Source organism: Streptomyces sp. NBC_00878, assembly GCF_026341515.1.
Lineage (GTDB): Bacteria > Actinomycetota > Actinomycetes > Streptomycetales > Streptomycetaceae > Streptomyces.
The window spans coordinates 6,872,323-6,884,040 of record NZ_JAPEOK010000001.1 but is presented as its reverse complement, the minus strand read 5'-3'; the positions used below and the strand labels follow the sequence as shown (position 1 = coordinate 6,884,040).

General features: G+C 72.0%; 9 protein-coding genes and 1 tRNA gene. 6 read left to right on the top strand and 4 right to left on the bottom strand.

Annotated features, from left to right (window positions below; translation table 11 throughout):
- The first annotated feature begins 57 nt into the window (after positions 1–57).
- The 5 genes from OHA11_RS29915 (at position 58) to OHA11_RS29895 (ending at position 4,788) form a co-directional block, all read left to right on the top strand.
- Positions 58–1,725, top strand: coding sequence for a hypothetical protein (locus OHA11_RS29915; RefSeq protein WP_266501697.1), 1,668 nt, complete (start codon positions 58–60; stop codon positions 1,723–1,725).
- Positions 1,722–3,056 carry an AAA domain-containing protein gene (locus OHA11_RS29910; protein WP_266501689.1) on the top strand — a complete coding sequence of 445 codons (1,335 nt, stop codon included), beginning with the start codon at positions 1,722–1,724 and terminating at the stop codon, positions 3,054–3,056. Before OHA11_RS29915 ends, OHA11_RS29910 begins: the two co-directional genes overlap by 4 nt.
- A 221-nt stretch (positions 3,057–3,277) precedes the next feature.
- Entirely contained in the window at positions 3,278–3,643 is a 366-nt protein-coding gene (locus OHA11_RS29905) for a hypothetical protein (protein ID WP_266501687.1), read from the top strand.
- Positions 3,644–3,842: 199 nt separating this feature from the next.
- Complete coding sequence (locus OHA11_RS29900) at positions 3,843–4,724, top strand: bifunctional DNA primase/polymerase (protein ID WP_266501685.1); 882 nt, start codon at positions 3,843–3,845, stop codon at positions 4,722–4,724.
- Positions 4,715–4,788 (top strand) — tRNA-Lys (locus tag OHA11_RS29895). The genes OHA11_RS29900 and OHA11_RS29895 overlap by 10 nt, the downstream gene beginning before the upstream one ends.
- A gap of 113 nt (positions 4,789–4,901) precedes the next feature.
- On the opposite strand, the gene OHA11_RS29890 is transcribed toward OHA11_RS29895, so the two are convergent.
- Positions 4,902–6,176: a M6 family metalloprotease domain-containing protein gene (locus OHA11_RS29890; protein ID WP_266501683.1), complete on the bottom strand. Its 1,275-nt coding sequence runs from the start codon at positions 6,174–6,176 to the stop codon at positions 4,902–4,904.
- Positions 6,177–7,255: 1,079 nt separating this feature from the next.
- Here OHA11_RS29890 and OHA11_RS29885 point away from each other — a divergent pair.
- Positions 7,256–8,947, top strand: a complete 1,692-nt coding sequence (locus OHA11_RS29885) for a bifunctional diguanylate cyclase/phosphodiesterase (RefSeq protein WP_266507565.1) — start codon at positions 7,256–7,258, stop codon at positions 8,945–8,947.
- Here OHA11_RS29885 and OHA11_RS29880 read toward each other — a convergent pair.
- The 3 genes from OHA11_RS29880 to OHA11_RS29870 form a co-directional block, all read right to left on the bottom strand.
- Positions 8,938–10,068 carry an LLM class flavin-dependent oxidoreductase gene (locus OHA11_RS29880; RefSeq protein ID WP_266501682.1) on the bottom strand — a complete coding sequence of 377 codons (1,131 nt, stop codon included), beginning with the start codon at positions 10,066–10,068 and terminating at the stop codon, positions 8,938–8,940. The genes OHA11_RS29885 and OHA11_RS29880 overlap by 10 nt on opposite strands.
- 96 nt (positions 10,069–10,164) lie before the next feature.
- Positions 10,165–10,896: a decarboxylase gene (locus OHA11_RS29875; protein ID WP_266501680.1), complete on the bottom strand. Its 732-nt coding sequence runs from the start codon at positions 10,894–10,896 to the stop codon at positions 10,165–10,167.
- On the bottom strand, positions 10,893–11,690 hold the full coding sequence (locus tag OHA11_RS29870; protein ID WP_266501679.1) for an aspartate/glutamate racemase family protein: 798 nt from the start codon (positions 11,688–11,690) through the stop codon (positions 10,893–10,895). Before OHA11_RS29870 ends, OHA11_RS29875 begins: the two co-directional genes overlap by 4 nt.
- Between the last annotated feature and the right edge of the window lie 28 nt (positions 11,691–11,718).

Below are 11,718 nucleotides of genomic sequence, written 5' to 3'. Positions count from 1 at the left end.
AATGGCACCGCACACGGCACCGCATCACTCGGAGTACCCCGCCGGGGAGGCAGCCCCATGTCACTGATCACCACCCTCGCCCGGCTGGAAGCCGTGGACACCGGCCGAACCCAGCCCCTGGCCACCGCCCGCCACCGCCACCTCTCCGAGCACCCCCTCGTCTTCGTACCGCTCACCACCGCAGGAGAAGCCGGGGCCCCGCTAGGGGCACTGGTCGGCACGGCCCGCGACACCCCCCGCCTCCTGGTCGTACCGCAGCCCCGCGACCGCGACCTCCGGTTCGCGTTCCTCGCCGAGCTGGCGGACGTCGTCCTGCCGTACATCGACGCGTACGCAGACGACGTCGAGGCGGCCGAGCGCAACGAGACCGACCCGGAGACCGGCAAGCGGGTCAAGGTGGAAGTCGAACTGTGCGCTGACGCCCCGCAGTTGATCGTGCCGAGCCGCTCGGGCATCGACTTCGTACGGCTGCTCGGCCGATCCATGCGCTTTAGGCGCACCGCCGAGCAGGACCCGGAGACACCGCATCCGGCGCCCCCGCGCGTGCCCCTGCTCGGCCGGTGGCTCACGCACTACGGCGAGCGTTCCCGCGTACCCGGGTCCTCGCTCCTCCTCGCGCTCACCGACGTCCTGTCCCGGCACTGGGCGACCGGACAGTCCAGCCTGGAGGACCAGCACCTCGGGGCGCTGCTCGCCTGGATCGATCCGCCGGAGGGCGAGTCCGGCGCCGAGGCCGCGCTGCGGGCCGAGCTCCGTCGGGACGGCAAGGGACAACTCGTCTGCCCGCCTGCCGGGCCGGCCACCGACCCGGCGTTCGACAACAAACTGCTCGCCCCCGCCATCGAGCTCTACGACCGCGCGCGTACGGCGCTCGCGGCGGCCGAGGACGGCGTCGAGGCGGACGACCGGCTCGGCGAACTCGCCGCCGCCGAGCGCCGGATCCGCGACCTCGTGGAGAGCCGCACCCGGCCCACCTGGGACGCGGTGTGGCGCGGCCTCGACCTCCTGCGCGAACTGCCCGAAGGCGCCCACGCGGCCGACCGGTGGACCCGGGACCGCTGGTCGTTCACCGGCCACCGGGACCGTGTCCTGGCCGGCGAACCCCCGCAGCCGCGCCACGACGACGCGGTCACGGCGGCGAACAAACTCGCCACGCGCGAACGCGAACAGGCCCGCCTGGACGCCCAGGAGGCCCTCGACGACCCGCTCGTCATGGCCGGCCGGCGGCTCGCGGGCGAGGCCTTCTCGGGCGAGGTCACGGACGTCGTGATGGCGTACAGCGAGGGCAAGCGGCCCAGCCCGCGCCCCCTCGTGACCGTTCGCACGGACGACCGGCCGCACCTCGGCGAGCGCGCCAAGGTCTACCGGTCCCTGGGCGGCAAACCACAGGCGGCCGAATTCGTCGAGCACCTCGGATACGAGGACGACGGCGCCGACACCCGCGAGAGCAGCCACGAGAGCAGCCGCGACGGCAACCCCGCCCTCCTCGTACTGCGCGTGGTCGACAAGATGGGCCGCGGCAAGGTGCCCGAGACCGGATCCGTACCGGAGAAGGGCGACCTCGTCTGCTTCACGCTCTTCGAGCACGAGCAGCGGGGCGGTGCGAAGCTGCCCGACCCGGAGGAGACGCCGTGGACGCACGGCGGACCGCCCGGCGAGACCGACGCCGCCGCCCCGCCACCAGAGGTGCGGCCCGACGCCGTGACCGAAGAGGACGTCCTGTGACCACCGTGTTCGATCCGGGCGCCGAGGCGGCCCGCGCCACCGACGCGATCCTGCGCGACACCCTCCACGGGACGCACCGCGGAGTCGTCGTCGACTCCCCGCCCGGCGCGGGCAAGTCCACACTCGTGGTGCGGGCCGCGCTCGAACTGGCCGACGCCGGGCGCCCGTTGATGGTCATCGCGCAGACGAACGCACAGGTCGACGACCTCGTGCTGCGGCTCGCCGAGAAGAACCCCGAGCTGCCCGTCGGCCGTCTGCACAGCAGCGACTCGGACCCGTACGACAAGGCGCTCGACGACCTGCGACACGTCCGCAAGTCCGCGAAGGCCGGGGAGCTCACCGGACTCGACGTCGTCATCTCGACGGCCGCGAAGTGGGCGCACGTCAAGGGCGTCGAGCCGTGGCGGCACGCGATCGTCGACGAGGCGTACCAGATGCGTTCGGACGCGCTGCTCGCCGTGGCCGGGCTGTTCGAGCGGGCGCTCTTCGTGGGCGACCCGGGCCAGCTGGACCCGTTCGCGATCGTCGGCAGCGAGCAGTGGGCAGGGCTGTCGTACGACCCCTCGGCCTCCGCCGTCACCACGCTCCTGGCCCACAACCCGGAGCTGCCGCAGCACCGCCTCCCCGTCTCCTGGCGGCTTCCGGCGTCGGCGGCGCCGCTGGTCTCGGACGCGTTCTACCCCTTCACGCCGTTCCGCAGCGGCACGGGCCACGGCGACCGCCACCTCGCCTTCACCGTCCCGTCGGACGGTTCCGGCCTCGACCAGGTCATCGACGAGGCGGCCGAATCGGGCTGGGGCCTGCTGGAACTGCCCGCCCGCCACACGCCACGCACGGACCCGGAAGCGATCCGGGCGCTCGCCCAGGTCGTACGCCGTCTCCTGGACCGGGGCGGCACGGCGACGTCCGAGCGCTCCCCCGATGCCACCCCGCTGACGGCCGACCGCATCGCCGTCGGCACCGCGCACCGCGACCAGGCGGCGGCCGTCCGCTCGGCCCTGGCGGAGCTGGGCGTCACGGACGTGACCGTGGACACGGCGAACCGTCTCCAGGGCCGCGAGTACGACGTGACCGTCGTCCTGCACCCCCTGTCGGGCCGCCCCGACGCAACGGCCTTCCACCTCGAAACGGGCCGCCTGTGCGTCCTGGCGTCCCGCCACCGCCACGCCTGCGTCGTCGTCTGCCGCGCGGGTGTCAGCGACCTCCTCGACGACCACCCGTCCACGGAACCGGTCCAGCTCGGCGTCACGGTGAAGTTCCCCGACGGCTGGGAGGCGATGATGTCCACATGGGACCACTGGTCCAAGCACCGGGTGGTCTGGCAGCCGTGATCGACGCACCCCGGACACCCGAGGGGGCGAACCACGCGGTGCTGTCCCATCTGTCGGAACAACCGGGTCGCGTGGGAGTCGTAAGGGATCGCGAAGGGTAGTACAGAGCGTGCATCAGGGCCGGTCAGGCCAGGCTTGTCGCCCTCTTGCGCGGTCAAGGGACAATGGACGGTGGCCCACCCACACAGGACGGGCCGACCACCGTACGAGGAGGAGAAGTCATGGCGGAGCCCACGTCGCGTCGGAACGAGCCGCGGCTTCGCCCCGCAGCGCTGCTCTTCGAGCCCGCGGACGCCGGCGCCGACCCCGAGCACTTCTTCGACCTGGAGTCGATCGACGACCCCGGGGCGCTGCTGGCCCGGGCCACGGAGCTGACCCTCGCGTTCCGCGCCGCCACCGACCGCGCCGTCGAGTTCCAGGCGATGGCCGCCGCGCAGCTCGCCGACCCCCGCCGGTTCGACCGGCTGACGCCCGCGGCGATCGCCGAGCAGGCCGAGTGGACCGAGGACTACGCGAAGAAGATGGTCGAGTTCGGCCGGGAACTGCTGCGCGGAGCGGACGCCGAGGGGTACGCCGACCCGGTCTGAGCGCCGACACACCCAGCCGGACCGGGCGCACAAACCGGCGCACAAACCGGGCCCGCATGTCGTACATCCAAGCCACGCATTTCCGAAAATCGCCTGCGGCATATGCCAGGCGGGCAAGATACCCCACCTCGCACCCGGCTGTCCCCAGTTCCCGCAACCCTCAGGGACTGTCCGCTCACCCCCGGTAGCTCTAGATGCCATGAGCAGCGATCGGAACCTGGCAAGCATCACCCCCGACAGCCCCGGCCCCGGACCCGGCCACGACCCCGGCGGCAGCGGCAGCGAGGGCAACGGCTGCATCCACAGCCACACCCACAGCGCCATCGAGCCGCTCCCCGACCGCTTCGACGTCTCGGGGGTCACTTCCGAGGGCGCCGCCTGGCTCGCCTCGGCAGGAACCCATCCGCGCGACACGCTCCCCTTCTGGGAGGAGCGGCCCACCGCCCCGATGGTCCTGTCCTGCGGCTCCGCCTTCGACGTCGTCAACGCGCCCGCGCTCTTCGGCCGCCGCATGCTGGACCGGTTATGGGACGAGGGCCCGGGATCGGGCCCCGTGGCCACGTACGGAGGCCGGCTGCTCCTGTTCGCCGCGCCGGGCACCGCACAACGGCTGCCCGCGCTCCTGAAGTGGGAGGAGTGGGGCTCGCGCGGCGCCTCGGACCGGGGCCGGACCGTCCCGCCGCTCCTCTGCCACGGAACCGGCGACGCGGTGACGGTCCCGCCGCCCGCCTTGACCGTCCCGGCCACGCCCGGCATCGAATCCCCGTCTCGCACCCCATCCCCTGCCCGAGTCGAATCCCTTGCCCGAGTCGAATCCCCTGCCCGAGTCGAATCCCCTGCCCGCCTTGAATCCTGCGCCCGCGCCGAGTCCTGTCCCCGTGCCGAATCCCGCTGGCTGGTCGCTCCCGACACCCGCCACCCGTGGCTGCCGACCCCGGCGATCCTGCTCTGGGCCGCGATACGAGCTGCCCGGTCAGCGGCCCGGCGGCGGACACCGGAGCCCTCCCCCGAGGCCCGGATATCGATTTTTCCTCGCGCCGATCAGGATGCTAAGGTCTACGACGTCAGCAAGCGCCGCTAGCTCAGTTGGTTAGAGCAGCTGACTCTTAATCAGCGGGTCCGGGGTTCGAGTCCCTGGCGGCGCACAGACGGTGAGAAGCCCCTCGCGGAAGCGGGGGGCTTTTCGCATGCCTCCGTACGTCCGGCGGGACACTCTCAGCGCCCAGTACTCCCGGTGCTCTCGGCACTCCCAGTGCTCTCAGCGCTCCCGAGCGCTCCCGGCACTCCCGATCGAAATCGTCACCGTCCACGCGCCCGAGGCCGTCCGGTCCGTCACCTCGACGCGTACGTCGTCGCCCGGCACGGTGAAGCTCTCCCCGAGCGCGACCGGCGCGTCGGCGAGCTGCGGATAGACCGAGCCGTCCCAGCAGGCCGCGGACTCGGGATGCGCGTCGACGACCTCGATGGGGCCGCCGCCGGACTGGGTCCCGCCGCGCACGCGGTAGACGAGCACTCCCTGTGAGCAGACCGACTCGTCGTTGCCGACCGGTCCGCGCGCCTCGAAGGCGACCGCGGTGTCCGGCCCGGTCCGCACCACCGCGAGTTTCGTCCCGTTCCCGGACCCGAATCCCATGGCCCCCGCCCCCGCCCCGGCCCCGGGAACACCCGCCCTCCGGAAGGCCTCCGAACCCGCCGCGGCCACCCCGGGTCCCGCTCCCAGCTGCTCCAGCGTCAGCCTCGTACCCCGCCCGCCCGAGCTCCGTACACACGCCACTTGGTGCGGTTCCAGCCACCCGAGCTTCCACTTGTGCCAGCCGAACAGGTCGGGCGCCAGTCCGAACTGGCTGCCCATGAGGTCCCAGTCGCCGACATGCGTGTCCCAGTCGCCCTTTCCGTCGGTGGGCCGGTGGTAGAGGTCGGGCAGGTCGAAGACGTGTCCGGTCTCGTGGGCGAGGACCAGCCGGTCCGGCGGATGCTCCTCGAACACCGTGACGACCCGCCGGATGTCCTTGCCGTCGGCCCGCAGCGGCACATCCAGGTTCACCACCTTCGTCGCGTCCGAGTCGACTCCCGGCGCGTCCGGGTCGGCGACGAAGTAGACGACGTCGTAGCGGGAGAAGTCGACCCGGTCGTCCGCCGCGGCGAGGGCGTCGCGCAGATACGCGGAGCGCGCCGCCGCGGTCCAGTCGCGCTGTATGGCGTACGAGGTGGAGGCGCGCGGCATCCGGATCCACTCGGCGATCGGGTGCGGGCGGAGGTGGAATTTGCCGTACGAGGCCCGTTCGAAGAAGCGGCTGGTGGCGGGGAAGTAGTCGGTCGCCAGTTCGGCCGGCGTGGTCAGCGGGGCGGCGTCCGGGAAGGAGAGGAAGACCATCACCGCGTCAAGTTGGCTGGTGGGGCGCGGATAGGCGGCGTTCCAGGTGTCCAGGCCCTCCGAGTGGTGCACGCCGGTGCGCGTCAGGGTGCACGGCAGGGAGAGGGGGACGGCGACCGAGGGGCCCGCGATGAGGGAGGTGGCGGCGAGGGCCGTCATGGAGGTGAACACGGCCGCGGGCGCGTGCCACCACCGCTCACGCCAGGACTGCCCGCGCCAGGCCCGCCCGCGCCGGACATGCCCGCGTCGAGCCGCCCCGGGCCGGCCCGCACCGGGGCGGCCGTGGCCTCGCCGACGGGGTCGAACCCCGCCACGGGTGAGCCCCTTGAAGGGGAGCAGACGCGGCACGTCGACCTCCGGATGCGGAATTCGGGATACCGCAACCAGCCTGTGCCGGTTTGATCACCTACGCCCTGTTTATCTGAACCAAAGGAGTGAGAGGGCCGACATCCGACCGAGAACATCGGGGAGCGCCAGGGGGCGCCAGGACGCGCCGACACCCCGAGCACTCACGGAACGTCACAAGCGATCGACCAGGGAAGGAACCCATCCAGCTGCGGGCAGAAACGATCTGTCAGAGAGAGGGGTTCATCGGGGACACTGGAGAGTAGCTGGAAGGCCAAACGGCCACCCTCTATGATCGGCACACTTTCCTGCGCAGACACGGCTAGAGCGGCCGTCCACCACCGGCCGACCCCCCGACGAGTCCTGTACGACGAACGAGTGCACAGCGGGAGCGAACGGTGAGCGGAACGTCCGATGGGCCGGCGCGCACGACAGACCTCGTCCGGCCAACTGTCACAGAGAGTCACATCGCGGCCTCTCGTCGCGTCGGGACCCCTCCTCACGAGGAACGGGTCCCACGCGTCGATCCCCTGGTCGCACCCCCTCTGGACCTCTCGGAGGGACTTCCGGCCGGGCTTCCGGCCGACTTCCTCGCCGGATTCCCGTCCGGTCTGTTGGCCGGACTTCCGGCCCTGCTCTCGGCCGGTTCCCCGGCCGGGTTCCCCCCTCGCCCAGGGATCGACTTCGACGCGGGCACCGACCCCCGCGTCGGCACCGATCCCCTTGCCGTCGGCACCGATCCCCTTGCCGGCGGCACCGATCCCCTCGCCGGCGGCGCCCCCCTCGCCGACGCCGGTCGCCCTGCCGCAACCGGTGCCAAGGCCGGTTTTGGTGCCGGTGCCGAAGCCGGCGCCCGCACATTCCGCGCCACTTTCGCCGCCGCTCCCCTCGCGATGGCCGTCGTGGACCGGGACGGCCTGGTCGTGACGGCCAACGACACGCTGGCCGCGCTCCTCGGCGCGGGTCCGGAAGGGCTGACCGGCCGGATCGCCGCCGACCTGGTGGACCTCGCCTCGGACGCCCGTACGTGGCACGCGTACCGCGAGGTGCTCCGCGGCCGGCAGGCCAGACTCCGCTGCACCCGACGTCTCAAACACCCCGACGGCCACTCCCTCTGGGCGCAGGTGACGGTCAGTCCGCTGCCCGAGGAGGAGCGCGCGGTGCTGCTCTCGGTCTCCGACATCAGCTCCCGCCGCGAACTACAGGCCCGGCTACGTCACTTGCAGATGCACGACGCGGTGACCCGGCTGCCCAACCGCACCCTGTTCTTCGAGCGACTTTCGGCCGCACTGGAGGTCGAGTCGTACGAGGAGTCCGGCACCGGCCGGATCGGGCTCTGCTATCTGGACCTCGACGGGTTCAAGGCGGTCAACGACACGCTCGGCCACCGCGTCGGCGACCGGCTGCTCGCGGCCGTCGCCGAGCGGCTGACGCGCTGCGCGAACGAGGCGGGGCACGCGCGACCGGCCACCCCGCTGGTCGCCCGGCTCGGCGGCGACGAGTTCGCCCTGCTGGTCGAGGACTCCACGGGTACGGAGCAACTCGCGGACCTCGCGGACTCCGTACTGAAGTCCCTCCAGGTGCCGTTCGACCTCTCCGGGCAGCGGCTCTCGGTCTCGGCCTCGATCGGTGTCGTCGAGCGGCACGCGGCCGGCACCACCGCGACCGGTCTGATGCAGGCCGCCGACACGACGCTGTACTGGGCGAAGGCCGACGGCAAGTCCCGCTGGACGCTCTTCGACCCGGAGCGCAACGCCCACCGGATGACCCGCCAGGCCCTCTCCTCCACCCTCCGCCCGGCCATCGAGAAGGGCGAGTTCACCCTGGAGTACCAGCCGCTCGTATGCATGGAGGACGGCGGGGTGCGCGGGGTCGAGGCACTGGTCCGATGGAACCATCCTCAGTTCGGCACACTGACGCCGAATCGGTTCATCGGACTTGCCGAGGAGGACGGTTCGATCGTGCAGCTGGGCCGCTGGGTGCTCGCCACCGCCTGCCGGCAGGCGCGCCGCTGGCAGCTGGACCACCCGGACGCGGAACCGATCTTCGTCAGCGTGAACGTGGCGGTGCGTCAGGTCTGGGACTCCGACCTGGTGGCGGACGTGGCGGCGACGCTCGCGGAAACCGGACTCGCTCCGCATCTCCTCCAACTGGAGCTCACCGAGTCAGCGGTGATGGGCTCGGCGGGCCGCCCGCTCCAGGCCCTCCAGGCGCTGAGCGACATGGGCGTACGCATCGCCATCGACGACTTCGGCACGGGCTACTCGAACCTCGCCTACCTCAGCCGGCTGCCGGTCTCGGTCCTGAAGCTCGACGGCTCGTTCGTGCGCGGCTTCCAGTACGAGAGCGGCGACGGCTCCGCGGCCCCGCCCAACCCGGCCGACGAGGTCGTCGTCGAGGCGATGATCCAGCTCGCGCACCGGCTCGGTCTGACGGTCACCGCGGAGTGCGTGGAGACGGCGGGCCAGGCGTCCCGGCTGCGGCGCATCGGCTGCGACACCGGCCAGGGGTGGCTGTACTCCCGGCCGGTGGCGCCGGATCGTATCTCCGCGCTCTTGACGGCGGCGGCGGTCCCTCAGACCTGAGGCCGGCCGATCGTGGGCAACTGGTAGGCGTCCGCGATCAGTTCGTAGGAGCGCAGGCGTACGTCCCCGCTGTGGGCGTTGGAGGTGAGCATCAACTCGTCGGCGCCGGTGCGCTTCTGGAGGTCGTCGAGGCCGGAGCGGACCTCGTCGGCGGTGCCGTGGATGACGTTCGCGTTCCAGGAGTCGACGAACTCCCGCTCCATCGGGCTGAATTCGTACGCCTCGGCCTCCTCCGGGGTGGGGACCAGGCCGGGGCGGCCGGTGCGCAGGCGGACCATGTTCAGCGCGGCGGCCATGATCTGGCGGCGGGCCTCCTTCTCGTCGTCCGTCGCGAGGGCGGAGACGCCGATCAGGGCGTAGGGCGAGTCGAGTACGGCCGACGGCTGGAAGGACTCGCGGTAGAGGTCGAGCGCCGGGACGGTGTTCTGCGCCGAGAAGTGGTGCGCGAAGGCGAAGGGCAGGCCGAGGACGCCCGCGAGACGGGCACTGAAGCCGGAGGAGCCGAGCAGCCAGACCGGAGGGCGGTGCGGGGACTGGACGCCGCCGGGGGAGGTCGCCTGGATCGGTCCCGGGACCGCGTGGATGCGGGCGTAGGGGTGGCCGTCGGGGAAGTCGTCGTCCAGGAAGCGGGTGAGCTCCGCGAGCTGCTGGGGGAAGTCGTCCGCGCCCTCGTTGAGCCGGTCGGTGCGGCGGAGGGCGGCGGCGGTGGGGCCGTCCGTCCCTGGGGCCCGGCCGAGGCCCAGGTCGATGCGGCCCGGAGCCATCGCCTCCAGCGTGCCGAACTGCTCCGCGATGACCAGCGGGGCGTGGTTCGGGAGCATGACGCCGCCCGAGCCGAGGCGGATGCGGGTCGTGTGGGCGGCGAGGTGGGCGAGGATCACGGCGGGAGAGGTGGAGGCGACGCCTGGCATGGAGTGGTGCTCGGCGACCCAGTAGCGGTGGAATCCCCTGTCCTCCGCGAGGCGGGAGAGCGTGACGCTGGTGCGGAGGGCGTCGCTCGCGGTACGGCCCGCGCCGACCGTGACCAGGTCGAGGACGGAGAGGGGGACGGGGGCGGTGCCCTTCGCCTCCGCCCTGATCTCGTCGGGGTCGGTGGGGGTGGTGTGGTCCGGTGCCGCCACGGGTTCCTCCTGTTTGGTACGTCGCGCTGTCCGCGGTGCCCTAACAGGAGGGGGGCTCCGCTTATTCCCTCGCCCCCGCCGCCCCCGCCGGGCCCGTCACACCTGGACGATCGGCTCCCGTGTGAAGAGGGCGCCGAGTTCGCGGGCGTTCACGCGGCGGCCTGTGAGGCGTAGCGCCTCCCAGACCGTGACCTGGTTCGCGGTGAGGACCGGCTTGCCCAGTTCCTTTTCCAGGGTCGGGATGTGGGAGGCCGTGTGGAGGGCCGTGTCGGGCAGGAGGACAACCTCCGCCTCCGGATGGTCACCCGCGCGGGCCAGGGCCAGCACTTCCGCCTCACCCCACGTGCCCACCTCGGCCGCCGTGATGATCCCGGAACTGCGCACGCCGAGGACATCCAGGCCCGCGTCACTCAGGAAGGTCCCGAAGAGGACGGCCACGTCGTCGGGGTACGTCGCCGCGATCGCGACCCGCTTCACCCCCAGCTCCCGTACCGCGTGGGCGAACGCGAAGGACGTCGACGAGGCCGGCAGTCCCGCCGTCGTGGCCAGCGTGCGGACCTGGTCGTGGGCGCCCTCCCAGCCGTAGACGAAACTGCCGCTCGTGCAGGCCCAGACCACCGCCTCGGCACCGGACAGGCGCAGATCCTCGATCCCGGCGGCGAGACGGGGCGCCGAGCCCATCTCCAGCAGCGCGTCCACGCGATGGGCGTCCTCACCGATGTCCGTGTGGACGACGTGGAGGCGGATGTCGCTGCCAAGGAGCTGCTCGATGCGCGGGTAGTCGTCCTCGGCCGAGTGGCCCGGGTAGAGAAATCCGAGAGCCGTCATGCCCAACCTTCCTGTTCTTCCGGCAGTGCGGGCGGTACCGGCGGTACGGGTCGCTGTCGTGCCGACTCGTCGATCAGTGCCTGGTACGGCCCTACTGCCCGGGTACCCAGGTGACGCAGGGCAGCCCACATCGTCACCTGGTTGGCCGAGATCACCGGGATGCGCAGCTCGGCCTCCAGCTGCGGGATGACGTCGTACGTCGGGAGGTTGGTGCAGCTGATGAAGAGAGCGTCCGCGTGGTCGCGTACGGCGCCGCGGGCCATGTCGACCACGTTGCGGTACGGGACCTTCCAGATGTGCCTGGTCAGGCCCATGTAGGCGCGGCCGGTGACCGTGATGCCCGCCTCGGCGAGGTAGTCCTCCAGGGACTGGGTCACGGAGACGGTGTACGGCGTGACGAGCGCGATCCGGCGTGCGCCCAGCTCCTCCAGCGCCTCCAGGAGGGCGCCGGACGTGGTCACGGAGGGGATCTCGCCGGCCCGGGTCATGGCCTCGCACATCGCGCGCTCGCCCGGGATGCCGCCGACGAAACTGCCGGACGTACAGGCGTACGCGACGATCTCCGGCCCGACGGCGTTCAGCGCGCGCACCGCGTCGCCGAGCGTCTCGTGCTCGCTGACCAGCCGGGCCAGGTCGAGGCTGACCTCGACGGGCACGAACGGGGTACGGGTGAGGTGGAGTGAGACCTCGTCCGGGACCCAGCGCCACAGTTCGCGGTCGAGGGCGAAGTCGAAGGGAGCGACGACACCGACACCCCGTTGAGGGTGTGGTCCACCAAGGAAGGAGACGTCCATGAGCAGCCCCAAACTCAGGTCGAGCGAG

Coding starts and splice junctions, on each gene's coding strand:
- OHA11_RS29900 (WP_266501685.1), top strand. CDS start 3,843: ATGAGCAGCGATCGGAACCTGGCAAGCATCACCCCCGACAGCCCCGGC.
- OHA11_RS29890 (WP_266501683.1), bottom strand. CDS start 6,176: ATGACGGCCCTCGCCGCCACCTCCCTCATCGCGGGCCCCTCGGTCGCC.
- OHA11_RS29870 (WP_266501679.1), bottom strand. CDS start 11,690: ATGGACGTCTCCTTCCTTGGTGGACCACACCCTCAACGGGGTGTCGGT.
- OHA11_RS29905 (WP_266501687.1), top strand. CDS start 3,278: ATGGCGGAGCCCACGTCGCGTCGGAACGAGCCGCGGCTTCGCCCCGCA.
- OHA11_RS29915 (WP_266501697.1), top strand. CDS start 58: ATGTCACTGATCACCACCCTCGCCCGGCTGGAAGCCGTGGACACCGGC.
- OHA11_RS29885 (WP_266507565.1), top strand. CDS start 7,256: ATGGCCGTCGTGGACCGGGACGGCCTGGTCGTGACGGCCAACGACACG.
- OHA11_RS29875 (WP_266501680.1), bottom strand. CDS start 10,896: ATGACGGCTCTCGGATTTCTCTACCCGGGCCACTCGGCCGAGGACGAC.